At 64.7% G+C, this 24,706-nt stretch carries 21 protein-coding genes; 14 read left to right on the forward strand and 7 right to left on the reverse strand.

The window, feature by feature from the left end; genetic code table 11:
• Positions 1 to 85: 85 nt before the first annotated feature.
• The gene (locus E0L29_RS00285; protein WP_131353377.1) at positions 86 to 271 is read left to right on the forward strand and encodes a hypothetical protein; all 186 of its coding nucleotides are present in this window, start codon (positions 86 to 88) and stop codon (positions 269 to 271) included.
• A gap of 435 nt (positions 272 to 706) precedes the next feature.
• On the opposite strand, the gene E0L29_RS00290 is transcribed toward E0L29_RS00285, so the two are convergent.
• Entirely contained in the window at positions 707 to 1,204 is a 498-nt protein-coding gene (locus E0L29_RS00290) for a RidA family protein (RefSeq protein ID WP_131353379.1), read from the reverse strand.
• A gap of 110 nt (positions 1,205 to 1,314) precedes the next feature.
• Here E0L29_RS00290 and E0L29_RS00295 point away from each other — a divergent pair, with 110 nt between their 5' ends.
• From E0L29_RS00295 to thiD, 3 genes are read left to right on the forward strand one after another with little or no spacing between them, the layout of a single operon-like run.
• On the forward strand, positions 1,315 to 1,947 hold the full coding sequence (locus E0L29_RS00295; RefSeq protein WP_131353381.1) for a thiamine phosphate synthase: 633 nt from the start codon (positions 1,315 to 1,317) through the stop codon (positions 1,945 to 1,947).
• Positions 1,944 to 2,570, forward strand: coding sequence for a thiamine phosphate synthase (gene thiE, locus E0L29_RS00300; protein ID WP_131353383.1), 627 nt, complete (start codon positions 1,944 to 1,946; stop codon positions 2,568 to 2,570). The genes E0L29_RS00295 and thiE overlap by 4 nt, the downstream gene beginning before the upstream one ends.
• Entirely contained in the window at positions 2,567 to 3,385 is an 819-nt protein-coding gene (gene thiD / locus E0L29_RS00305; RefSeq protein WP_131353385.1) for a bifunctional hydroxymethylpyrimidine kinase/phosphomethylpyrimidine kinase, read from the forward strand. Before thiE ends, thiD begins: the two co-directional genes overlap by 4 nt.
• A gap of 60 nt (positions 3,386 to 3,445) precedes the next feature.
• Here thiD and E0L29_RS00310 read toward each other — a convergent pair whose 3' ends face one another.
• The 5 genes from E0L29_RS00310 to E0L29_RS00330 all read right to left on the reverse strand — a co-directional run bounded on the left by E0L29_RS00310 (position 3,446) and on the right by E0L29_RS00330 (position 8,673).
• Positions 3,446 to 4,780, reverse strand: a complete 1,335-nt coding sequence (locus E0L29_RS00310) for a UDP-glucose/GDP-mannose dehydrogenase family protein (RefSeq protein ID WP_131353387.1) — start codon at positions 4,778 to 4,780, stop codon at positions 3,446 to 3,448.
• A gap of 114 nt (positions 4,781 to 4,894) precedes the next feature.
• Positions 4,895 to 5,617 carry an alpha/beta fold hydrolase gene (locus E0L29_RS00315; protein ID WP_131353389.1) on the reverse strand — a complete coding sequence of 241 codons (723 nt, stop codon included), beginning with the start codon at positions 5,615 to 5,617 and terminating at the stop codon, positions 4,895 to 4,897.
• A gap of 16 nt (positions 5,618 to 5,633) precedes the next feature.
• Complete coding sequence (locus tag E0L29_RS00320) at positions 5,634 to 7,160, reverse strand: leucyl aminopeptidase (protein WP_131353390.1); 1,527 nt, start codon at positions 7,158 to 7,160, stop codon at positions 5,634 to 5,636.
• Positions 7,161 to 7,180: 20 nt separating this feature from the next.
• Positions 7,181 to 8,248, reverse strand: coding sequence for a bifunctional oligoribonuclease/PAP phosphatase NrnA (locus E0L29_RS00325; protein ID WP_131353392.1), 1,068 nt, complete (start codon positions 8,246 to 8,248; stop codon positions 7,181 to 7,183).
• A gap of 77 nt (positions 8,249 to 8,325) precedes the next feature.
• Positions 8,326 to 8,673, reverse strand: coding sequence for a transcriptional regulator (locus E0L29_RS00330; protein ID WP_131353394.1), 348 nt, complete (start codon positions 8,671 to 8,673; stop codon positions 8,326 to 8,328).
• A 185-nt stretch (positions 8,674 to 8,858) separates the two neighbouring features.
• On the opposite strand from E0L29_RS00330, the gene rlmN reads away from it, so the two are divergent.
• From rlmN to priA, 4 genes are read left to right on the forward strand one after another with little or no spacing between them, the layout of a single operon-like run.
• Positions 8,859 to 9,953 (forward strand): 23S rRNA (adenine(2503)-C(2))-methyltransferase RlmN, encoded by a 1,095-nt coding sequence (gene rlmN, locus E0L29_RS00335; RefSeq protein ID WP_131353396.1) that lies wholly within the window; start codon positions 8,859 to 8,861, stop codon positions 9,951 to 9,953.
• A 14-nt stretch (positions 9,954 to 9,967) separates the two neighbouring features.
• On the forward strand, positions 9,968 to 10,720 hold the full coding sequence (locus E0L29_RS00340) for a hypothetical protein (RefSeq protein WP_131353398.1): 753 nt from the start codon (positions 9,968 to 9,970) through the stop codon (positions 10,718 to 10,720).
• An 8-nt stretch (positions 10,721 to 10,728) separates the two neighbouring features.
• The gene (gene adk / locus E0L29_RS00345) at positions 10,729 to 11,385 is read left to right on the forward strand and encodes an adenylate kinase (protein WP_131353399.1); all 657 of its coding nucleotides are present in this window, start codon (positions 10,729 to 10,731) and stop codon (positions 11,383 to 11,385) included.
• 49 nt (positions 11,386 to 11,434) lie between these two features.
• Entirely contained in the window at positions 11,435 to 13,864 is a 2,430-nt protein-coding gene (gene priA / locus E0L29_RS00350) for a primosomal protein N' (RefSeq protein WP_131353401.1), read from the forward strand.
• A gap of 91 nt (positions 13,865 to 13,955) precedes the next feature.
• Here the strand turns inward: priA and E0L29_RS00355 are convergent, their stop codons facing one another.
• Complete coding sequence (locus E0L29_RS00355; RefSeq protein WP_131353403.1) at positions 13,956 to 16,652, reverse strand: cation-transporting P-type ATPase; 2,697 nt, start codon at positions 16,650 to 16,652, stop codon at positions 13,956 to 13,958.
• A 215-nt stretch (positions 16,653 to 16,867) separates the two neighbouring features.
• Here E0L29_RS00355 and E0L29_RS00360 point away from each other — a divergent pair, with 215 nt between their 5' ends.
• The 6 genes from E0L29_RS00360 to E0L29_RS00385 all read left to right on the forward strand — a co-directional run bounded on the left by E0L29_RS00360 (position 16,868) and on the right by E0L29_RS00385 (position 24,706).
• Positions 16,868 to 18,055 (forward strand): iron-containing alcohol dehydrogenase, encoded by a 1,188-nt coding sequence (locus tag E0L29_RS00360; protein ID WP_131354633.1) that lies wholly within the window; start codon positions 16,868 to 16,870, stop codon positions 18,053 to 18,055.
• A gap of 195 nt (positions 18,056 to 18,250) precedes the next feature.
• Positions 18,251 to 19,738: a SulP family inorganic anion transporter gene (locus tag E0L29_RS00365; RefSeq protein WP_131353406.1), complete on the forward strand. Its 1,488-nt coding sequence runs from the start codon at positions 18,251 to 18,253 to the stop codon at positions 19,736 to 19,738.
• 47 nt (positions 19,739 to 19,785) lie between these two features.
• Positions 19,786 to 20,634 (forward strand): universal stress protein, encoded by an 849-nt coding sequence (locus tag E0L29_RS00370; protein WP_131353408.1) that lies wholly within the window; start codon positions 19,786 to 19,788, stop codon positions 20,632 to 20,634.
• Positions 20,635 to 20,952: 318 nt separating this feature from the next.
• Entirely contained in the window at positions 20,953 to 23,148 is a 2,196-nt protein-coding gene (gene katG, locus E0L29_RS00375; protein ID WP_131353410.1) for a catalase/peroxidase HPI, read from the forward strand.
• Between the two features lie 238 nt (positions 23,149 to 23,386).
• Entirely contained in the window at positions 23,387 to 23,887 is a 501-nt protein-coding gene (locus E0L29_RS00380; RefSeq protein WP_131353412.1) for a DoxX family membrane protein, read from the forward strand.
• A 6-nt stretch (positions 23,888 to 23,893) separates the two neighbouring features.
• A complete protein-coding gene (locus tag E0L29_RS00385; protein WP_131353415.1) occupies positions 23,894 to 24,706 on the forward strand; it encodes a hypothetical protein in 813 nt (270 codons plus the stop codon).

Raw genomic sequence — 24,706 nt, forward strand, 5'->3', positions numbered from 1 at the left:
AAGACGCATCACAACCGCATCAAGCAATGCTTGAATGAAAGATAAGCCGAAACACGTCCCCGCCCAAAACCAGGACACAGACATCATGCAAAGCAAGGCAGCGACACACAGGAAAGAACAGGGGAGGGGAGAAATCGAGCGGCAGAAAGAAGAACATAGAACCGGAAAGAGCAAGAATAAACAAGAAATGCCAAGAAATAGAGTCCGAACAAAACAAGAAAGCAGATCAGCACCATCAAGGAACAAAACAAACACCACAAGACCAAAATAAAAAGCCAGAACATAAGACAAGAAAAACCAACAGATACAATACACAGCCAAGACAAACGAGAACAAAACAGACAGGAACACAAATCGCAACAAAGCAAGAAACCAACCACAAAAAGATAACAAGAACTTTACCCAAACTAATACAAGCTCTTTTTTTACAAAAATTTAAGAACTCCTGACAGAAAAACGACTCAATCCATTAATGAAAACAACAACTCAAAACAAAAACAGCGAAAGTGCCTGCACCAAAGACTGACCTATAGACAGTTTAAGCGCAACCCAACACCAATAACAGTGGCACATTACAAGCAGTATGAATCGGATCGGCATCCCTTTTCGAAACAAGAGAAAAGCCGACCCTTAGATCGGCTGACTATACCGGATATACAGTTGACGGCGGTGATTCCAAGTCACATTAAACCCGAGGAGATCCGGGTTACTTTCTTGACTTGGTGTGCGTGCAGGAAGAGTTGTATGCGACGACAAGCTCGAGTTCGAGACTCGCCTCAAGAGGAAGTGCAGCAACGCCGACGGCGCTGCGGACATGACTCCCCCGCTCTTTGAAGATGTCGTGAAGAAGGGATGAAGCACCGTTGGCGACCAGATGCTGGCCATGGAAATCCGGTTCGCTGGCGACATAAAGCACCAGCCTTACGACGCGGGTAACGGCGTCGAGCGAACCGGTAACGGAACGAATGGCGGCAAGCGCGTTGAGGAGGGCGATACGGGAAGCCCGGGCGGCATCCTCGACAAGGAAATCGGAAACCCTGCCCCGGCCACCCGGCTCAACCAGGGAGCCATCGGCAAGGGGAAGCTGCCCGGAAGTGTAGACATAGCCTCCCGAAGCCAGGGCCGGAGCATACAGCGGAGACGCTGCCGAAGGGGGAGGAAGCCGGAGGCCGAGGTCGGCGAGAGACTGTTCTATGGCGCCCATGACTCATACCTCCTTGAGCAAAAGGGTTACCCGGAGAAAGCTCCGGTTGGTTTTAGGAACTAAATTATTTATAGTCGGAGAAATATCAAAGAAGAAGTCGAGACGATTGCATGAAGGCTACCGCCGCCACAGCCGCTCCCCTGCCCCGCCTAGTTGTGATCAGCGAAGGATCAGGAGGCAACGCGATTCCGGAGACCCTCCGGGCCATGGCAGGAGGGCCGCCCTGCATGGTGCTCATCCGCGAAAAACGGCTTCAGGGAAGAGAGCTCTTCTCTCTGGCCCAAAAAGCACGCAGGGAGCAGCTTCCGGCCGGCTCCCGCCTCCTGGTCACCGAACGCCTGGACATCGCGCAGGCCGCCGGGCTCGACGGCGTGCACCTGCCGGAGGAGGCCTGCCCCCTCGAACGGCTGAGGGCCGTTGCCCCCAAACTCCTCTGCGGCCGGAGCGTGCACTCCACAGACACAGCCCTCGAAGCCGAAGCCGCCGGCGCGGACTACCTCTTTTTCAGCCCGGTCTACGACACCCCCTCGAAACGCCGCTACGGGCCGCCGCAGGGGACCGCTGCCTTGAGGGAGGCCTGCCGCGCCGTAACGATCCCCGTTTACGCCCTCGGGGGGATAACCCTCGAACGCGTTGCGGAGTGCATGGAGTGCGGCGCCTGGGGAATCGCCGCCATCAGCCTCTTCTCGGAGCCCGAACGGCTTCGTTCGATCTTGGAAACCATTCACCGCACGACAGGATGAACCCACAGAAAGACCCCATTCTCTGCCTCATCACCGACCTGGAGACCCCCCCGGTTGCAATGGCGGAGCGCGCCCTCAAGGGAGGAGCGAACATGCTTCAGCTCAGGCGCAAGAATGCCAGCGGAAGGGAGCTCTGCCGGCTCGCCGACGCGCTCCTGCCCATCTGCCGGAGGGCCGGAGCGCTCTTCATCATCAACGACCGGCTCGACGTCGCCCTCGCAACGGGCGCCGACGGGGTGCACCTCGGCCAGGAAGACCTCCCGGTCGGAGAAGCGCGAAAGCTGCTCGGTGCGGGAAAGATCGTCGGCGCATCGACCTCGTCGGCTGCCGAAGCCCTTAAGGCGGAGCGCGAAGGAGCCGATTACGTGGGGTTCGGCCACATCTTCCCCACCGGATCGAAAACGAAAGGCTACCCGCCGCTCGGCCCGGACGCCGTCGACGAAGCCGTCCGCATGCTCCGCATTCCGCTCATCGCCATCGGCGGCATCACCCTCGAGAACGCCCATGAACCGATGCGCCGCGGAGCCTCCGGCATCGCCGTCATATCGGCCGTCACGAAAGCAGAGGACCCCGAGGAAGCGAGCCGGCGGCTCCTTGCGGCCATGAAGGGGGAAGCGGGATGAAACGCTACCCCACCATCCTCGCCATCGCCGGATCGGACGGAAGCGGCGGCGCCGGCATCCAGGCGGACATCAAGACCGCGGCGGCGCTCGGCTGCCACGCACTGACGCTCATAACGGCCGTTACAGCGCAGAACACCCGCGAAGTGGCATCGGTGCATCAACTCGGGGAAGCGTGCCTCAGGGAGCAGTTCCGGGCCCTTTACGACGATATCGCGATCGACGCCGTCAAAATCGGCATGCTCGGCAACCGCGAGACGGTCCGGGTGGTCTCGGAGCTGCTCACGGAGCTTCCGGCAGGAACCCCCGTCGTCCTCGACACCGTGCTTCGCTCCTCGAGCGGCACCGCGCTCCTAGACGAAGAGGTCCGGGCATATTTCATCGAGCGGCTCTTCCCTCGGGCCGGCCTCGTCACCCCGAACCTGCCCGAAGCTGCGGCACTCCTCGGGCTGCCGGCCCCCCCCTCCGGCAAGGAGGAGGTCGAGGCGGCTGCCCGGGCGCTCCTGGCGCTCGGCGCCCGCTCCGTCCTCCTCAAGGGCGGGCACGCCGAAGGTCCCAGCTCGAGCGACTGCCTCCTGCACGAAGGGGTGGTGCGGTGGTTCACGGCCGAACGGATCGAGAGCCCCAACACCCACGGCACCGGCTGCACGCTCTCTTCGGCCATCGCTTCACTCCTGGCGAAGGGTGAAACGATGGAGGAGGCCGTCCGACAGGCGAAAGCCTACACCACCGCTGCAATTCGGCATGGCGCCGGATGGAGGCTCGGCCACGGCAACGGCCCCCTTCTGCACCTACCGGAAGCCTTCGGCCGGACATAAAAAAAACGGCCCTCACGAGGAGGACCGTTCCTGCATATCGATTCGCTGCAACCCGAAGGCTCAGATACCTCTCGGAAGGCGCCCTATGGAGTAGTAAGTGAAGCCCGACTGCTCCATGAACTCGGGGTTGTAGATGTTGCGTCCGTCGAAGACGACCGGCGAGGAGAGATCGCGCTTGACCATCTCGAAGTCCGGGCTGCGGAAGACCATCCACTCGGTCAGCACCACGAGCGCATCGGCACCCTTGACGGCGTCCTCGGGGTTCGCTGCGTAGTAGAGGCCGTCCTTGCGGCCGTAGATGCGCTCCGCCTCCTCCATGGCAACGGGGTCGTAAGCCCTGACCGAAGCGCCCTCCTTCCAGAGCGCCTCCATCACCACGCGGCTCGGCGCTTCGCGCATGTCGTCGGTGTTCGGCTTGAAGGCAAGGCCCCAGACTGCCAGGGTGCGGCCGTTCAGGTCGCCGCCGAAGTGGGCCTTGATCTTGCCCACGATGCTCAGCTTCTGGTCGTGGTTGACCGCTTCGACCGCCTGCAGGATGCGGGAGTTGTACTCGTACTTGCGCGCGGTACGCTCGAGCGCCTGCACGTCTTTCGGGAAGCAGGAGCCGCCGTAGCCGACGCCGGGATAGATGAAGGGGAAACCGATGCGGGAATCGGAGCCGATGCCGCGGCGCACGGCCTCGACGTCTGCGCCGACGCGCTCGGAGATGTTTGCGATCTCGTTCATGAAGCTGATCTTGGTGGCCAGCATGGCGTTGGCCGCGTACTTGGTCAGCTCGGCCGAACGGATGTCCATGGCCAGGAACCGCTCATGGCTGCGGTTGAAGGGCGAGTAGAGGAAGCGGAGCAGCTCCTTGGTGCGGGGGTTGTCCACGCCGACGACGATGCGCTCGGGCTTCATGAAATCATTGACCGCGTCGCCCTCCTTGAGGAACTCGGGGTTGGAGACGACGTCGAAATCGATGGCGGCAGCTCGGTCGGCAAGGACCGAGGAGATCTTCTCGCGCACGAGGTCTGCCGTTCCGACCGGCACGGTCGACTTGTTGATGACGATGCGGTACTCCTGCATATGGCTGCCGATGCTCTCGGCGACGCTGAGCACGTGGCGGAGGTCGGCGGAGCCGTCCTCGTCGGGAGGCGTGCCGACGGCGATGAACTGGTAGAGGCCGAACCCTACGCCCTCTGCGATGTCGGACGTGAAGCGCAGTCGCCCTTCACGGCTGTTCTCGATGACGATATCTTCAAGACCGGGCTCGTAAATCGGGATGTGTCCCTCCTGCAGGCGCTTGATCTTGTCCTGGTCGATATCGACGCAGAGCACGTCGTTGCCGACTTCGGCGAAGCATGCACCGGTCACGAGGCCCACATAGCCTGATCCGAATATGGTTATTTTCATTACAGAGGCGTCTGGTTATATAAAAACAGGCCGATCCTTTCCGGACGGCGGGTTATGATTTTAGCATTTTTCGACGGCTTGTCAAAAAAAGATCCACTCTTTTCGGCTCCCGGCCTACGCCACCGATCCGTCGTCGTCAAGCCACCCGGCCCACTGGGCGACGCCTTCCGGAGTCCCGTACCATCGGGTGTGCGGTGTCGGCAGGTGCTCGGCATCGGGAATAAGGACGTTCCGGGCTCCCTGGAGACGGCAGCTTTCGGCCGGCACGATGCCGTCGCCCGACGCATCGCCGTCCCCCCAGGTACTGCGGTAGAACATGTGGCACATCTTTTCGGTGAAGCCTCCCTGCATCGAACCGCGGTACTTGTCGCTGACGACGGAGACGACCGGAATGCGGCGGAAGAACTCCGGCGTGAGATGCCGCTCGATGAAATCGGTCTTCAGCTTCGCGTACTGCTCGTGGGTATGGAAGGGGGTGCCGAGGGTAACGAGGCGCGAGACCTGCCGGGCCCGGTGGTAGACCTCCCCCTGGAAAGGCTTTTCGAGCAGGTAGACCATGGCGACCGTTCCGCCGCCGCTGTGGGCGACGATGGTGACCTGCTCGCCGGGAAAGCGCTCTTCAAGACGCTCGAGCGAGCGGTCGATCACCTTCATCACGCGGTTGGTCGAGCGCTCGGGAGAGGGTGGGAAGCCGACCCAGTCGCCGAAGCCGACAGGGGCGATCTCGATCCGCTCCAACGGCATGCGCCCGGCAAGCGCCAGGCGCATGCCTTCGTACAGGGAGTCCCAGAACAGGACTCCCGGAACGATCAGGACCGGCCCGCGGAAGGTACTCATCGGGGGGACAGGAGGCTCAGGCCCACTTGCGGAGGAGTTCGACGAGCAGGCGCACGCCGAAACCCGATCCGCCGTTGACCTTCGAGGCGCCCTTGGCCGGGAAGGAGGGGCCGGCGATATCGATATGGGCCCACTTCCCGTGGCCGTCGATGAACTTCTCGAGGAACTTGGCCGCCGTAATGGTGCCTGCTCCGCGCCCACCGGTGTTGTGGACGTCTGCGACGTCCGACTTGATCTGCTCGTCGTAGAGCTCCCAGAGCGGCAGGCGCCAGACCTTTTCGCCGGTCTCCAGGGCTGCCGACTCGATCGAGGCGGCGAGTTTGTCGTCGTTGCTGAAAAGGCCGGCGACCTGGTAGCCGAGGGCGACGATGCAGGCGCCGGTGAGGGTGGCCAGGTCGATGATGACGTCGGGGCTGTACTTCTGCTTCGCATAGGTCAGGGCGTCGGCCAGGATCAGCCGGCCCTCGGCGTCGGTGTTGCCGACCTCGACCGTAATGCCCGAGTAGGTGGTGATGACGTCGCCCGGCTTCTGCGCGTTGCCGTCCGGCATGTTGTCGGTCGCCGGCACGAGGCCGATGACGCGGACAGGAAGCGAGAGGCGTGCTGCCGCCTCGACGGCGCCGATAACGGCGGCCGCGCCGGCCATGTCGGACTTCATGTCGCCCATCCCCTCGGAAGGCTTGATGGAGATGCCGCCGGAATCGAAGGTGACGCCCTTGCCGACGAGGGCGATGGTCGCCTTCGCCTTCTTCTTCGGCGTATAGTCCATGACGGTGAAGGTCGGCGGGTTCACGCTCCCCTGGTTGACGGCGATGAGCCCGCCCATCCTGAGCGACTCGATCTCCTTCTTCCGCAGCACCGTCACCGAGTAACCGTACCGCTTGCCGGAGTCGACGGCCGCTTTCGAGATATCCTCGGCCTGCAGGTAGTTGCCGGGCAGGTTGACGAGGTCGCGGGCCATGAGCTGGGCCGAACCGACCGCCATGCCGGCGGCCATGCCCGTCTCGGCCGCCGCAAGGGCCGAGGCGGGAACCCTGAGCGTGAGCGTCTGGATGCCCTTCTCAGCCGGCTTCGCCTTGCCTTTCGCAGCCGTTTTCTTCTTCTCCTTGTCGAGCTTGCCGCTCTTCAGGCGTTCGAACCGGTAGGCGCCGAAGAGCGCACCCTCGACGACCGCCTCAGCGAGCGCTTCCATGCCGGTCCCGGCCTTGGGGGCAGGGGCGGGAAGGTCGAAGACGACGCTCGAGGCCTCGAGATCGACGGCCATCGAAGCGGCGGCCGAGGCGGCACGGTGCCAGTCGTCGAACCCCTTCGCCTCGCCGGTGCCGACGAGCATCAGGCGTGAGGCCCGGATCTTCCCGGAACGGGGATAGAGCACCATGGTCTCGCCCACGGACGCCTTGAAGTCGTTCAGCGGGGCGTCGGAAAGCCCTGCGGCCTCGAGCGCCGCCGAGGCCTTTTTCCTGAGGCCCTCGCTGGCGAAGGGGAGCACGAGAAGGTCTGCGTCGAGATCGAAAAGCTCGGTGATGGTTACGGCTGTTTTCATGATCGGTCCTGCTGTTGGTTTCAGTAGTTGAACGATTCGGGATTTTTCAGGAAGGCGCGAACGTCCTCGAGCAGGACCTGCTGCGCCTTGTCGGAAGAGAACTGGAAGAGGCATCCGGCCGCGTTCATATGCCCTCCCCCGCCGTACTTCTTGGCCAGCTGGTTCACGTAGACCCTGCCTCGGGAACGGAAGCTCGCCTTCGTCCGCCCGTCCTGCATCTCGACCATGAGCACGGCGATGCGGACCGAGGGGACGCTGAGAAGATATTGAACGATAAGGTCCGTATCAAACAGCTTGCTGCCGGTCTCTTTCAGCATGTCGCGCGAAATGAAGAGCCAGGAAATGTGTCCCTCGTCGAGAATGGTGATGGAGGTGAGGGCCAGGCCGAGCAGCTTGAGCGCCTCGGGCGTGAGCGAGTTGTAGATGCGGTCGTAGGCCAGGGCCGCGTCGGCTCCGCGCGAGACCAGGTCTCCGGCCAGGGAATAGACATAGGGGCTGGTCTTGGGGAAGCGGAACGAGCCGGTGTCGGTCATCACCGCCACGTAGAGCGCCTGGGAGATCTCGCGGGTGAAGAGGTCGCGCTCGAGCCGTTCGCCGATAGCCTTCAGGAGATCGTACATCAGCTCTCCGGTCGAGGAGGCGTAGCATTCGCAGACCATGAGATCGGCGAAATCGTCCGGTTCGAGGTGGTGGTCGATGCAGAGCAGCTGCATCGAACCCAGCTCCTTGGCGAACGCGACATGCGGCCAGAGGGAGCCCATGCGGTCGCGGAGATTGGCGTCGAGCAGTACGGTAACGTCGGCAAGCGAAAGCTCCTGGATGCTCTCCTCGTCGCTGCCGTCGAAATGGACGATGGGAAAAAGCTCCGTGAGGAAGCGGTAGTTGGGCGGGACCGGGGTCGGATTGAAAATGGTGACCTCTTTGCCGAGCTCCCTGAGCACGAGGGCAAGGGCGATCTCGGAACCGAGGCCGTCGCCGTCGGAGTTCTCATGGGTCGTCAGCACCACATGTCGGGCGTCGAGCAGCACATCCATCAAAAGAGACCAGTCGGCACCACTGAGGGTCCGACCATGTTCAGGTAAAATCATCGGTTTGCGGTAACATTGGCAATAACAAAATACGGTCGCTTATTCATCCCGAACTGAAACCCCCTCAACACTTCGCCTCATGCCGACTGGAGACTGAACTCCGGAGAGAGGAAAGATCCGATGTCCTCCCGATACTTCCGGAACGCCTCGCGCCCCTCACCCGTGATGCTGTAGATCGTATGCGGCTTGCGGGACTGGAAGCCCTTGTCGCAGCTGATGTAGCCGGCCGACTCGAGCTTGCGCATATGGACGGAAAGGTTCCCGTCGGTGGCATTGATGCTGTCGCGGATCTCCACGAACGAAGCCTTGCCGACGGCAAGGAGATAGGAGAGCGCGGCAAAGCGGATCCGGGCATGGATATGCTTGTCGATCCGGCGGTGGTTGAAATCGGCAGCCGGCTGCTCTTTGGGGGCATTCTCTTTCATCTGCTCGGGCAACGGACGCTTTCGTGTTCGTAAAACTTTTCGCGACAAAGTACTTTTTTTGCCCCACACAAACAACTACAGAGAGGGGAAAACGCTGAGCGGGTGAGGGAGGGATTTCGCCATGGCTGCGGGGAATCCTATATTCCCTGCTCGACACCCCGAACCCAACCCCGGAGCCGAGCCGAATGGCCGAAGAACGCCCCAACATCCTCGATCTCCGCCTCGACGAGCTCGAAGCGGCCCTCGAAGCCCTGCAGGAGCCCCGCTGGCGCGCCAGGCAGGTCCACCAGTGGCTCTTAAGCCACCGCATAGGCTCGTTCAGCGAGATGACCACGCTCAGCCTCGAGCTCCGGCGGAAACTCGACGAGGCCTACTCGATCCGGCCGCTCGAAACCGAAAAGCACGACGAAACCGCCGAACGCTTCGAGGGGGACGAGCCCGGCACGACGGAGAAGCTGCTCCTCCGCCTCCCCGACGGAGAACGGGTGGAGAGCGTGCTGATACCCGGCAGGGGCCGGCTGACCGCCTGCGTCTCATCGCAGGCCGGCTGCCCGTTCAACTGCTCCTTCTGCGCAACCGGGAAGATGGGCTACCGCCGCAACCTCAGCGCAGGGGAGATCTGCGCACAGGTATGGGCGCTCTCGGACATGCTCGAACAAAGAGGCTCGCAGGCCGCCCTCTCGAACGTGGTCTTCATGGGGATGGGAGAGCCGCTCCTGAACACCCGGAACGTCATCGAGGCGGTCGAGAACCTCAGCAGCCGCAAGTACCGCTACTCGACCTCGCAGCGCAGGATCACCATCTCGACGGTCGGCATCATCCCGGAAATCGACCGGCTCGCCGAAACGGGGCTGAAGACGAAGCTCGCCGTCTCGCTCCATACCGCCGACCAGCGCAAACGCGAGACGCTCATGGCCAGAGCGGCCCGGGAGCACCCCCTCGACCGGCTGAGGAAATCGCTCGCCCGCTACGCCTCGAAAACCGGCGAACCGGTCACGCTCGCCTACATGCTGCTCAGGGGGGTCAATGACTCGGAGGAGGACGCAAAGCGCCTCCTGGCCTACGCCTCCGGCTTTTTCTGCAAAATAAATTTGATTGATTATAATTCTATCGTTAATATAAAATTCGAGCCAGTTTACGACGAAGCGCGCGACCGGTTCCGCCGCATACTCCAGGATGCGGGAGCGCAGGTCACCCTCAGGAAAAGCTACGGCACCTCGATCAACGCGGCCTGCGGCCAGCTGGCAACGAGCACCATGCGCAGCAGCGACAATCAATAAATCGGCCAACCACCATGGATCTGCTTGACTTCATCCCCTTCAAGACCGAGTTCGCAAAGGCCTACCACGGCCTGACCGGCAACGCGACCCACACGTCGGAAAACCCGGAATTCAGCGAGCTCAAGGTTCGCCGCTACACCAGGAAAGCCTCGGAGATCGCCGAGTTCATCTCCACCAAGACGGACCACTGGCTCGGCTGGATGCTCCGCAACCACAAGACCGCCGTCGGGGGCATGACCGTCATCAGCACCGAAGTCACCTCGTTCGCCCTCCTCGGCATGAAGATCCAGGTCACCTTCGGCCTGCTCGAGGAAAAAGACGCCTCCGGCCAGACCATCACCACCCTGAACGCCAAGGCGGTAACCCAGATCGACTCGAAGGGCGACATGGGCGAGAGCCGCAGGATGATCCGCATGATGCTCGGCGCCACCGACTTCGAGTTCCGCCGCGACATCCTCGACGACGAGGAATACTACTCCCGCACCCTCGATGCAAAAGGCGCGGCATCGGCCTTCCAGCAGCTCTTCGACGAAGCCCGGCTCCATCACAAGAAAAAGCCCGCCGGCAGCCCCAAGGCCACGGCCATCGAGTTCAGGAAAAGCGCGGCCAAAGCGCCGGCGAAGAAACAGGTCATCCCGCTCAAGATCAGCTCCAAGCCCGCCGAACCGGCACCCGCGGCGCCCTCAGCCAATGGTTCGAACGCAACGGAAGGCGCAAAGCCCTCGAGACCGAAAGTCACCATCATTACCCCGAAAAAATCCATCTAAGCAGTTTGATGAGAATTATCCTACTGGGCGCTCCCGGTGCAGGCAAAGGCACACAGTCGAACTTCATCTCCAAAGAACTCGGAATCCCGCAGATATCGACCGGCGACATGCTCCGGGCCGCCGTGAAGGCGGAAACCCCCCTCGGCCTGAAAGCCAAGGAGGTCATGGCCGAAGGCCGGCTCATCTCCGACGAGATCATCATGGGAATCGTCAGCGAGCGCCTGAAGGAGAGCGACTGCCGGGGCGGCTGCCTCTTCGACGGCTTTCCGAGGACCATCGCCCAGGCCGAAGCGCTCCAAAGCGAGGGCATCACGATCGACCACGTCGTTGAAATCCACGTCGAGGACCGGGAGATCATCGAGCGCATGAGCGGACGGAGGGTCCATCCCGCCTCCGGCAGGACCTACCACATACGCTTCAACCCCCCGAAACAGGACAACCTCGACGACGAAACCGGAGAACCGCTCGTCCAGCGCGCCGACGACGCCGAAGAAACCGTCCGCAAGCGCCTTGCCATCTACCACGAACAGACCGCCCCCCTCATCGACTACTACAGCCGCCGCGCCGCGGAACCGGACGCTTCGGCACCCCGCTACAGCCGCATCGAAGGCACCGGAAAGGTCGAGGAGATCCGCCAGAGGATCCTCGAAGCCCTCAGGGGGTGAAGAGGACCCCCTTCCGAGGCCGCCGAGCCCCTGAACCACACCGGACGCCATGTACGCACTGGCCATAGCCGAAAAGCTCTTCAGGGGCGAACCCTTCCCGCTGGAACTTCCCGACCGTCCCGATGAGGAGCTCACGGCGGGCAGCATGGTGCTCGTCGCCCGGAAGGGATCGAGAACCGCCCCCACGACCGCCTTCGTCATCGAAACCGGAGTCGAGCCCCCCGCCGAACCGCCCTCTGTAGAGCTCACCGACATCCTCCAGGGCGGCAGGCCCGTCCTCACCCCCCCGCTCCTCCGGCTCACCCGCTGGATGGCCGGCTACTACCTCACGCGCCACATCGACTGCGTGAATGCCGCAGTCCCGGCATCGGTACGCACCACCGTCGACGATATGGTGGAGGCTGCCGAGTTCAGCCTCGGCGCAGTTGAGCCGTTGCGCAGCACCGCCCTCAGGCGCAGCATCATGCAGCTCGTCACGAAGGAGAAGCGGCTTACGGTGAGGCAGCTCCAGCAGCGGCTCGGCCGCAAAAACCTCTACACCACCCTTTCGGAACTCGAGCGGGCCGGCCACGTGAGGCTCTCGCGCAGGTTCAGGGAGGCCGCCCCGAAAAGCGCAGCGGCGTGGCGGAGGCCGGCGGAGCTGCCGGGGGACCCGGAGCTCGAGCTGAAGCGCTCGCCGCGCCGGCTCGAGACCTTCCGGCGCGTCTCGGCCTTCGGGCCGGGCGGCGCCTCGCTCGAGGCCGCAGCAGCGTCACGGAAGATCCTTGCCGCGCTCGAGGAAGGCGGCTGGCTCGAGAAGATCCAAATCGAGGTCCGAAGCCGTTTCGACACCGGCATGGCGGCCGAAGAGAAGGAGGCGGAGCGGCCCACAACGCGGCAGCGGGAGGTCCTCGACGAACTGCACGCGGCCGCGGCCGGGGAGGAGTACGCCACCTTCCTCCTGCACGGCGTCACCGGCAGCGGCAAGACCCTCGTCTACATCGAATTCCTCAAGGAGGTGCTCGCGCGCGGCAAGAGCGCCATCGTCCTCGTCCCGGAAATCTCCCTCACCCCGCAGACCGCCGGGCGGTTCCGCCGCCACTTCGGGGATTCGGTCGCCATCATGCACAGCGCCATGGGCAACCAGGAGAAATACGACGCCTGGCACAGCCTCCAGAGCGGCCGGGCCAAGATCGCCCTCGGCGCCCGCTCGAGCGTCTTCGCCCCGCTCCGGAACCTCGGAGCCGTCATCGTCGACGAGGAGCACGACGGCGCCTACAAGCAGGACCGCAACCCCCGCTACAATGCGCGCGACCTCGCCGTCATGCGCGCACGCACGGAAGGGGCCGTCTGCATCCTCGGCTCGGCGACCCCCTCCTTCGAATCCTACGCCAACGCCCTGCAGGAGAAGTACCGCCTCCTCGAGCTCCCCGACCGCATCGACGGGGCCAGGATGCCCACGCTCTCACTCATCATGATGAAGGAGAGCCCCAAAGCCACCCCCTCGATCTCCGAGAGGCTCCGCCACGAGATTGCCCGGCGGATCGAGCGGGACGAGCAGGTGATCCTCCTGCAGAACCGCAGGGGGTTCTCCGGCAGCGTGCTCTGCTTCGCCTGCGGCCACGTCCCCGAATGCCCACACTGCGGCATCCCCCTCGTCTTCCACGCCCTGCACCGCCAGCTGCGCTGCCACTACTGCGGCCATACCGAGCCGTTCGCCATGGCCTGCCCCGCCTGCTCCTCCCCCGACCTCTTCTTCAAGGGCAGCGGCACCGAGCGCATCGAGGAGGAGCTGCATGAGCTCTTCGGGGAAGAGCGGATCCTGCGCATGGACGTCGACACCACCACGACGAAGGGCTCGCACGGCCGCATCCTCCAGGAGTTCCGGGAAGGGAAGGCCCGGATCCTGCTCGGCACCCAGATGGTCGCCAAGGGGCTCGACTTCCCCCGCGTCACGCTCGTCGGCGTGCTCATGGCCGACATCGGGCTCAACCTGCCGGACTTCCGCGCCTCGGAACGCACCTACTCGCTCCTCACCCAGGTGGCGGGACGGGCCGGGCGCTCCTCCAGCCCCGGGGAGGTCTACCTGCAGGTCTACAACCCCGAAAGCGAGGTCTTCGGCGCCCTCCTCCGCGGCAGCTACCGCACCTTCTTCGAGAGCGAGATGGAGATGCGCCGCGAGCTCAGCTACCCTCCCCACTCGCGCCTCGTGAAGTTCGAGTGCGCCTCGCCGGACGAGGAGACCGCCGCCCGGGCGGCGATGCTCTGCCGGACCATGCTCGCCGAAGCCGTCGGAAATGAGAAGGGCGAGATTCTCGGCCCCGCACCGGCGGGCATCGCCCGCATCCGCGGCAGCTACCGCTATCATGTGCTCCTGAAGCTCACCGCAGGGCGGCTTACCGAGTCGTTCGCAATGGGCCTGCAGGAGGAGCTCGCCGCCCGCTTCCGCAGCCCGCAGGTCGCACTCTCGATCGACGTCGACCCCGCAAGCCTGATGTAGCAGGAAGAAGAACAAAAGCAAACGGGAACGGAGCGGAAGAGCGGGGCCCTTCATCCTTCATCAGTAATCTTCACCCTTCATCCGTCCCCCGTCATCCTTCATCCTCGCCCTCGCGGCGGAACCGGCGCAGGAGGAGTTTCTCCAGCTCGACGAGAAAGAGGACGCTCGAGCTGACCGCCAGGATCACAAGCCACTGGCGCCGGTCGAGCGCTACCGTCCCGAAGACCCGCTGCATGAAGGGGGCGTAGGTGAAGAGCGCCTGGAGGAGAAGCAGGACCGCTGCGGCAGCGAGCACATAGGGGTTCCCGTGGAGCCCGCGGCGCGTAAAGACGCTCCGGCGGAAGAAGCGGGAGCTGAAAAGGTAGAAGATCTCGAAGAACACGAGCGTGTTGACCGCCACCGTGCGGGCGCAGGCGTGCGAGCAGCCGGCCTCTTCGTAGAAGAGGAAGAGGCCGAAGGTTCCTCCGACGAGGATCAGGGAGACGTAGAGGATCCGCCAGGAGACGAACGCCGAGAGGAGCGGCTCGTCCGCCCTGCGGGGCCTGCGGCGCATCACGTCCTCTTCGGCCGGCTCGAATGCCAGCGTGAGCGCGAGCGTGACGGCCGTGACCATGTTCACCCAGAGGATCTGCACCGCCGTGATCGGCATCGTGTAGCCAAGCAGCACGGCAAAGAGGATGCTGAGCGCCTCCCCGCCGTTGGTCGGCAGGACGAAAAGGATGGACTTCTTCAGGTTGTCGTAGACGGTCCGGCCCTCCTCGACCGCACTGGCGATGGTGGCGAAATTGTCGTCTGCGAGCACCATCTCGGCCGCCTCCTTCGACACCTCCGTCCCCTTCACCCCCATGGCGATGCCGACGTCGGCGCGCTTGAGGGCCGGGGCGTCGTTGACCCCGTCGCCCGTCATGGCCACCACGTTGCCCGAGGCCTGCAGCGCCGTGACGAGGCGCAGCTTGTGCTCAGGGCTGCTGCGGGCAAAAACGTCCACCTCCATGGCCCGCCGCCGCAGCTCCCCGTCGTCCATCGTCTCGATATCACGGCCGGTAAGGACTGCGCGCCCATCGCCGATTCCCGTCATGGCGGCGATCGCCCCGGCCGTGTCGGCGTGGTCGCCCGTGATCATCTTCACCCGGATGCCGGCCGCCCGGCACCGGGCTACCGCACGCACGGCCTCCTCTCGCGGAGGATCGATCATGCCGGCGATGCCGACGAGCATGAGCCCCTCCCCGACGTCCCCGAAACCCAGGGTGCGCTGCTCGCCCGGAACCGGCCTGCAGGCGATGGCCAGGAGACGCTCTCCGCGCGAAGCCATAACAGCGGCCCGCTTCTCCCAGTACTCCCTCCGGAAGGGCAGCGCTCCATCTTCCCGCCATACCGACCCGCAGCGGTCGAAAACGACCTCAGGAGCCCCCTTCAGATAGATGAAGGCGCGGCCGTCGTGGTTATGGTGGAGGGAGGCCATGAAGCGGTGCTCCGACTCGAAAGGGATGTGGTCGGCGCGGGGCCACTCCCCGCGCTCGGACTCGGGATCGAGGCCGGCTTTCATGCCGAGCGCCAACAGCGCCCCCTCGGTGGGATCGCCGGAAAGCGCCCAGCCCTCGCGGCGAAGCTCGAGATCGGCGTCGTTGCAGAGAAGCGAGACATGGGCGAGCACCCGCAGATCGGGGTGGAGGGCAAGGTCCGCCTCCAGGCCCTCGAGGGTGAAGGTGCCGTGCGGGTCGTACCCGCCGCCCGTCACCCCGAACTCCTTGCCCTCCAGGGAGAGGGTGCGGACGGTCATCTCGTTGCGGGTCAGCGTACCGGTCTTGTCGGTGCAGATCACCGAAACGGAGCCGAGGGTTTCCACGGCCGGCAGCCGGCGGATGATCGCGCGCCGGCGGGCCATCGCCTGCACCCCGATGGCCAGCGTGATGGTCATGATCGCCGGGAGCCCTTCGGGGATGGCCGCGACGGCGAGGCCGACGGAGGCGTTGAACATCTCGGCCGGCCGGTACCCCCTCAGCAGCACACCGAAGGCGAAGAGGAAGAGCGAGAGGACGACGATGGCGAACGTGAGCGTCCGGCCGAACGATTCGACGCGCCGCAGCAGCGGCGTCTGCAGGGTCTCGACCGTCCCCAGCATCGAGCTGATCCGGCCGATCTCCGTCGCGTCGGCGGTGGAGGCGACCACCCCCTCAGCCGTGCCGCTGGCGACCAGCGTGCCGGAATAGGCCATGCAGCGCCGGTCGCCGAGCACCGTATCGGCGCGCACCGCGACCGTGTCCTTCTCGGCCGGCACCGACTCCCCCGTCAGGATCGACTCGTCGACCTTCAGCTCCTTCACCCTGAGAAGGCGCAGGTCGGCCGGCACCTTGTCGCCCGACTGGAGCAGGACGATGTCGCCCCGGACGAGCTCTTCGGCGGCGATGCGCCGGGTCCGGCCGCCGCGGCGTACCGTCGCCTGCGGGGAGAGCATGCCCTTGAGGGCGTCCATCGCCTTCTCGGCCTTCCCCTCCTGGAGGTAGCCGATGAGGGCATTGAGGACGACGACGCCGAGGATCACCCAGGTGTCGACCCAGTGCTGAAGGGCCGCCGTGACTCCGGCGGCTGCGACGAGCACGTAGATCAGGATGTTGTTGAACTGCGAAAGGAAGCGCAAGAGCCGGCTCTCCTTCAACGGCGGACTCAGGCGGTTGGGCCCCTGCAGGCGGAGCCGCCTTGCTGCCTCAGGGGCTTCGAGGCCGGCTGGTCCGGCCCGAAGCGCCTCGAGCACCTCGTCCGACTCCATCGTATGCCACCTTCGATCCATCGTACCTCCTCTCGCGTTTATTTGTCTCCAGAGGGGGAGGGTTGCCGCACCCTGCCGCACGGCAGGGGCAACGGGAACGAACACCAACGCGGCACGGAGGCTGAAAATTCGCCGGCCGTCGGAGCGACCCGAAGAAAAACTTGCCCGATACGGGCCGGTACTGCTACATTGGTATGAGACCAGGATCAACGAACCCTAGAGCGGAGAACGACGCCATGCACTTCCAGTACCAGAACCCCACGCGCATCATATTCGGAACCCGAACCATAGAACGGCTCGGCGAGGTGGTCCGGGAGCTCGGCCCCAAAGCGCTCCTCGTCACCGGCGGCGGCAGCGTGAAGCGCAGCGGAGCATACGACCGAGCGGTCGAGAGCCTCAGGGCCGCCGGCATAGCCATCGCGGAATGCGACGGGGTCGAGCCGAACCCGCGGATCTCCTCCGTGCGGCGCGGCGCCGAGACCGCACGGCGCGAGGGTTGCCGGGTCGTCGTCGCCCTCGGCGGCGGCAGCGTCATGGACGCAGCCAAGGTCATGGCCGCGGCGGCGTGCTACGAGGGCGACCCCTGGAACATGCTCGGCCACGGCCAGGAGGGCCGCCACATCCCCACGGAGGCGCTCCCGATCGTCACCGTCCCGACGCTTGCCGCAACCGGCTCGGAGATGAACGCCGGGGCTGTGATCTCCGACCAGGAGAGCACCCTGAAGGCGGTCGTCTCCGCCCCATGCCTCTATCCGAAAACCGCCCTCGTCGACCCTGAGCTCACCATGAGCGTGCCCCCGGACCAGACCGCCTACGGCGTGTGCGACCTCATCACCCATGTCACCGAGTCCTACTTCAACGGCGTCGACGGCACACCGGTCCAGGACCGGTTCGCCGAAGGGGTCATCCTCACCGCCATGGAGTGGGGCCCGAGGGCGGTGGCCGACGGCCGGGACATAGAAGCCCGGGAGCAGGTGCAGTGGGCCTCCATCGCGGCCCTCAACGGCTGGGTCCAGGCCGGAACGCTCTCCCCCTTCCCGGTGCACATGATCGAGCACTCGATCTCGGCCCACCACGACATCGCGCACGGAGCCGGCCTCTCGGCCATCAACCCCAGCTGGATGCGCTTCGCGGCCCGCACCCGCCCCGAACGCTTCGCGCTCTTCGCCAGCCGGATCTTCGGCGTGCCGGAGGGAGGCCGGGGGGAAATGGCCGCGGCGCTCGAGGGGATCGACCGGTTCGAGGCCTTCCTCGGTTCGATCGGCTGTCCGACGAGCCTCACTGCGGCGGGCGTCGGAGGAGAGCTCATCGAGCGATACGCCGAGGACACCCTTCTCATCTCCGCCAACGCCCAGGGTCTCCTGGCCGGGCGGCCGGCGATGACGAAGAAGGACATCGTCGAAGTGCTCCGAAGCGCACGCTGAAGTGCCTTTCCGCGGCCCCGCCTCGTTCGGCCGGGGGCCGCGGGGTTTGAAAAACGGAGCGGAAAGCGTACATTCAGCGAACGTTTTTTCCACCGAGGGCCCCCTCCCCCGCCGGGGTGCGGCCGGGCCCGCAGCACCAAACCCTCCGGCGGCCACAAGCCCCCAACAGAGCATTCCGCGCCGCCCCTCCACCCTATGAGACAGACCATACAGAAAGAGTGGTTCTCGAACCCCCGCAGCGACCTCCTCGCCGGCCTCGTCGTCGCACTCGCACTGATTCCCGAAGCGATCGCCTTCTCCATCATCGCCGGCGTCGACCCCAAAGTCGGCCTCTACGCATCCTTCACGATCGCCGTCATGATCGCCTTCACCGGCGGCCGGCCCGGCATGATCTCGGCCGCCACCGGCTCGATGGCGCTGCTCATGGTGACCCTGGTCAAAGAGCACGGACTCCAGTACCTTTTGGCGGCAACGCTCCTGACCGGCGTCCTGCAGATCCTGGCCGGCTACCTCAGGCTCGGCAACCTCATGCGCTTCATCTCCAGGGCGGTGGTGACCGGATTCGTCAATGCGCTGGCCATCCTCATCTTCATGGCCCAGCTGCCCGAGCTCTGGAACATGCCGTGGGCGGTCTACGCCATGACGGCCGGAGGGCTCGCCATCATCTACCTCTTCCCCCGCATTCCCTTCGTCGGCAAGGTCATCCCCTCGCCGCTCGTCACGATCGTATCCATGACGGCCGCAGCCATGGCCTTCGGGATCGAGATCAACACCGTCGGGGACATGGGCAAGCTGCCCGACACGCTGCCGGTCTTCCTCCTGCCGGAGGTGCCGCTGAACTTCGAGACGCTCTCGATCATCTTCCCCTACTCGGTCGGGCTGGCCATCGTCGGACTGCTTGAGACGATGCTCACCTCCACCATCGTCGACGATTTGACCGACACCTCGAGCGACCGCAACCGGGAGTGCCGGGGGCAGGGCATCGCCAACATCGGCGCCGGACTGCTCGGCGGCATGGCGGGCTGCGCCATGATCGGCCAGTCGGTCATCAACGTCAAGTCGGGAGGGCGCGGCAGGCTCTCGACCCTCTCGGCCGGCATCTTCCTGCTCGTCTTCATCGTCTTCCTCGGAGACCTGCTCAAACAGATCCCGATGGCCGCCCTCGTTGCCGTGATGATCATGGTCTCCATCGGCACCTTCTCCTGGGACTCGCTCCGCAAGCTCGGCAGCTATCCGCTCTCCACCAACATCGTCATGCTCTCGACCGTCGCCGTCGTCGTCTTCACCCACAACCTCGCCATCGGCGTGCTCGTCGGCGTCCTTCTGGCGACGCTCTTCTTCGCCAACAAGGTCGGCCACTTCATGGTGGTGAAAAACGAAGCGGGCGCCGAAGGGGTGCGCACCTACCGCGTGGTCGGCCAGGTCTTCTTCGCCTCGACGGAGAAGTTCACGGCGGCCTTCGACTTCCGCGAAGCGCTCGATCGGGTGCAAATCGACCTCTCCGAAGCCCACTTCTGGGACATCAGCGCCGTCACGGCGCTCGACAAGGTCGTCATCAAATTCCGCCGCGAGGGCACCAAGGTCGAGCTCATCGGCATGAACGAGGCGAGCGCAACCATCGTCGACCGCTTCGGGCTGCACGACAAGCCCGCCGAAATCGAAAAGATCATGGCCGGCCACTGAGCCGGCCAGCCAAACAACCCACAGGAAACCACCGGGAGGACATCCAGATGAAGCACGTACTCGCCTGCATCGACGGCTCGACTGCAGCCACGGCGGTCGCCGACGCCGCAACCTGGGCAAGCCGACGGCTCGAGGCTCCGCTCGAACTGCTCCATGTGCTCGAGAAATCCGACAGGCCCGCCGGCGGGGACCTTTCCGGCGCGATCGGACTCGGCGCCCGCGAGCACCTGCTCGACGAACTCGTGGCACTCGAGGAGAAGAAAAGCCGCCTGGAGCTCGAAGAGGGCAAGGCGATGCTTCGGGCCGCTCTCGAACGAGCGGAGAGCTCGGGAGCCTCTCCCGTCTCGACCCGGCAGATCCACGGAAACCTCCTCGACATCCTCTCGGAGATGGCCGAAGGGATCAGGCTCTGCGTCCTCGGGCGGCAGGGGGAATCGCAGCGGATGGCGCAGGCCGTCGGCAGCAACATCGAAAACGTCATCCGCACCCTGCAGCGGCCGGTGCTCGTCGTCCCCGGAGAGTTCAGGGCGCCCCGGCGCTTCATGATCGCCTTCGACGCCAGCCCGACGGCCTGGAAGGCGCTCGAGATGGTCGGTTCCAGCCCGCTGCTTGCCGGCATCCCCTGCCATGTGGTCATGGCGGGCAAGGCCGCCGACACCCGCCAGCAGGAACTCAGCGACGCATGCCACAAGCTGGAGGACAAGGGGTTCAGGGTAACGGACGCCTCGCTGGAGGGTGAGGCGAAGGATGCCCTCGGCAGATACCGCCGGGAGCACCAGATCGAGCTCATGGTGATGGGCGCCTACGGCCACTCCCGCATCCGGCAGTTCCTCGTGGGGAGCACGACGACGAAGATGATGGCCTCCTGCGACGTGCCGCTGTTGATCTTGCGATAAGGAAACGTATGCGGGCGCCTCAGCGCACACCCGCTCCGCTCCGGCGCCGAAGCCCCTCCTGCAGCCCCCACCCGATAATCCACCACGAGAGTATGCGCGTGCAGGAGCTCTGCAGCGCCAAACAGCAAAAAAAACGCCCCGCGCCCACACGGCGCCATCGTCCTCCCCAGGAAGAAGAAACGTTCCGGCCCCGCCCCACCTCGGATAAAAACACCTGTACGCGCCTACAAACGGGATCTTTTTGTTACGGCTTTACATTTTTAAGTATGCCGATGTAGTAGATGGTCCACGACAAACGCTGCAAATCAGGGAGCATCCATGAGCGAACAGAACAAATGCCCGGTAACGGGACACCTGCACATTCCATCGGCCGGCAGCGGTCGATCCAACAAGGAGTGGTGGCCGAACCAGCTGCAGCTCGACATGCTGCACCAGCACTCCCCTCTCGTCAGCCCGATGGATGAGGGCTTCAACTACGCCAAGGAGTTCCAAACCCTCGACTTCAAGGCCCTCAAGCAGGACCTCCACGCCCTCATGACCGACTCGCAGGAGTGGTGGCCGGCAGACTACGGCCATTACGGGGGCCTCTTCATCCGCATGGCCTGGCACAGCGCCGGCACCTACCGCACCGGCGACGGGCGCGGCGGAGGCGGCACCGGCAACCAGCGCTTCGCCCCGCTCAACAGCTGGCCCGACAACGCCAACCTCGACAAGGCCCGCCGCCTGCTCTGGCCCATCAAACAGAAATACGGACGCAAGATCTCATGGGCCGACCTCATGATCCTCGCCGGCAACTGCGCCTTCGAATCGATGGGGCTGAAGACCTTCGGGTTCGGCGGCGGCCGCGAAGACATCTGGGAGCCGGAGGAGGACATCTACTGGGGCAAAGAGGCCGAATGGCTCGGCGACGCCCGTTACCGTGGCGACAGGGAACTCGAGAACCCCCTGGCCGCGGTGCAGATGGGCCTCATCTACGTCAACCCCGAGGGACCCGACGGCAAACCCGACCCGCTCGCCTCGGCCAGGGACATCCGCGAAACCTTCGCACGCATGGCCATGAACGACGAGGAGACCGTTGCGCTGATCGCCGGGGGCCACACCTTCGGCAAATGCCACGGCGCCTGCGACGCAACACACATCGGCCCGGAACCCGAAGCCGCCGGCCTCGAAGAACAGGGGCTCGGCTGGAAAAACAGCTGCGGAAGCGGCAAAGGCGACGAAACCATGACCAGCGGCCTGGAAGGCTCCTGGACCCCCGACCCCGTCCACTGGGACATGGGCTACCTCGACATGCTCTTCAACTATGAATGGGAACTCGGCAAAAGCCCCGCCGGCGCCTGGCAGTGGCACCCCGTCAACGTGCAGGAGAAAGACCTCGCCCCGGCCGCACACGACCCCTCCAAACGGGTGCCCACCATGATGTCCACCGCCGACCTCGCCCTGCGCCACGACCCCGTCTACGGCCCCATCGCCAGGCGCTTCCATGAGGATCCCGCCGCCTTCGAGCGTGCCTTCGCCCGTGCATGGTTCAAGCTCACCCACCGCGACATGGGCCCCCGCACCCGATACCTCGGCCCCGAAGTGCCCAACGAAGAACTCATCTGGCAGGACCCCGTGCCCGCCGTCGACCACCCGCTGGTGAACGACAAAGACGTTGCCAGGCTGAAAGCCATGGTGCTCGAATCGGGCCTTGCCGTCTCCGAGCTCGTCTCCACCGCCTGGGCCTCCGCCTCCACCTTCCGGGGCTCCGACTGTCGCGGCGGAGCCAACGGCGCAAGGATCCGACTGCTTCCCCAGCGCGAATGGGAAGTCAACGACCCGCCAACCCTCAATCGCGTGCTCCGATTACTCGAAAGCATCCGTGAAACCTTCAACAGCGCGGCTGAAGGAGAGAGGAAGATCTCGCTGGCAGACCTCATCGTGCTCGCCGGATGCGCCGCCGTAGAACAGGCCGCCCGCAATGCAGGCCACGACGTCACGGTCCCCTTCACACCGGGGCGCACCGACGCCTCGCAGGAGCAGACCGACGTCGGCTCCTTCGCCGTGCTCGAACCGGTCGCCGACGGCTTCCGCAACTACCGGAAAGCGCGCTTCAGCGTCACGCCCGAAGAGATCCTCGTCGACCGCGCCCAGCTGCTGAGGCTCACCGCCCCGGAAATGACCGTGCTCATCGGCGGCATGCGCGTGCTCGGCACCAACTTCGAGGGCACCGACCACGGCCTTTTCACCACCCGGCCCGGAACGCTCACCAGCGACTTCTTCCGGAACCTGCTCGACATGGGCACCCGGTGGGAACCCCTCTCCGAAGAGGCGGAGCTCTTCGAAGGCCGCGACCGCAAAACCGGAGCAGTGCAATGGCACGCCAGCCGCGTCGACCTCATCTTCGGCTCCAACTCGCGCCTGCGCGCCATCGCGGAAGTGTACGCCAGCCGGGACGGGGAGGAAAAATTCATCGGCGACTTCGTTGCCGCCTGGACCAAAGTCATGGAGCTCGACCGCTTCGACCTCCGCTGACCCGTCAGCCCTATCGGCCGCCGGGGCTGCCCCCCCCCCGGCTCACCGATAGCCCGCGTTCCCCCATCAATGAAGTTGCTGCCTCTTTTCATTGATGGAGCCGGCAGTTTTACGGGCGTAGATCCCTTCCCACGAACACCCCGACACTCCGCATTGAACGGATATTTCCGTATACTTCTGTTAATACCAGAATACCCGGCCATCAACCACCTCTTTTGCAAACTCACCGGTACAGACCATGAACGGTTTCGAGTGGAAATGGAGCCGGATGCGCGAGCATCCGCTTGAAAGCATCGGCGTCGTCCTCTTCCTCCTCGGGCGCTACCTGTTCGCCGCCATCTTCGCCTACGGGTTCTGGCACAAGCTGGTCAAGGGCTGGCTCTGGACCGACCTCATGGAGGGATTCTTCCGCCTCCGCCTCTCGGAACTCGACCCCGGCACCTGGCAGGCCCTCTACCTTGAGCATTTCGCCATCCCGCTGGCCATGCCGATCGCCTGGATCGTCACCGTCGGCGAGCTCCTGGTTGCCGTGTGCCTCATCCTCGGCCTCGCCGTCAGGGCCAACGCCGCCTTCGCCCTCTTTCTCTTCGTGAACTTCACTGCCGGGGCCTACTTCAACTGGTCGATGCCCCCGCTCATGCTCTACGCCGTGCTCATGATGCTGCTCCCCAGCGGCCACTGGCTCGGCCTCGACCGGCAGCTGCACCTGAAGCATCCCGACTCACCCTGGTTCAAATAACGAGCCATGCAGCCACGCCCATCGATCCGCACCCGGCTCCTCGCCGCAGCCATCCCCGCCCTGCTCCTCGCGCCCGGAGGGGTTGCGGGCGCAGACACCCCGGCCAATGAGGCGCCCACCCTGCGCGCCCTCAACCGCGCCGACAGCGCGTTCTGGCAGATGCGCTACCGCACGGCCGACTCGCTCTACGGCGTCGCCATGCAGCTCGACCCCGAAAGCGCCGAGACCCTCTGGAAGCTCGCCCGGCTCGAAGTGAGCCTCGGCGAGTCGCTCCGCCGCGACATGAAGGAGAAACGCATCGCCCACTACCGTCGTGCGGTGGAGTACGGCCGCAGGAGCATCGCCCTCGACAGCACGAGCGCGGAGGGCCACGCATGGCTCGCCGCAGGTCTGGGGCTCCTTTCCGAAAAGAGCGGCACGAAGGAGAAGCTCCGGAACGCCGAGGAGATCAAGCGCGAGCTCGACACCGCGCTCAGGCTCAACCCCAACGAGCAGACGGCGCTCTCCATGCTCGGCTCCTACTACCGCCAGGCCGCCGGCATCGGATGGTTCAGGAGGATGATGGGGGGAACGTTCGTCGGAAAGATGCCGAAAGGCTCCTACGAGGAGGCCCGCCGGGCCTTCCGGAAGGCAATCACGCTCGACCCGAGGGTGATCCGAAACTACCATGAGCTGGCGCTCGTGGAGCTCGAGATGGGCAACAGGAAAGAGGCGGTGCAGCTGATGCAGGCGGCACAGGGCAAGCCCGTCCTCTTCCAGAGCGACCGGCGCCGCCTCCGCCAGATGCAGCGGCTACTCAGGAAACTGCAGGAAGACTGA

The sequence above is a fragment of the Chlorobium sp. N1 genome (assembly GCF_004332115.1).
In the GTDB taxonomy this organism is placed as follows: domain Bacteria; phylum Bacteroidota; class Chlorobiia; order Chlorobiales; family Chlorobiaceae; genus Chlorobium.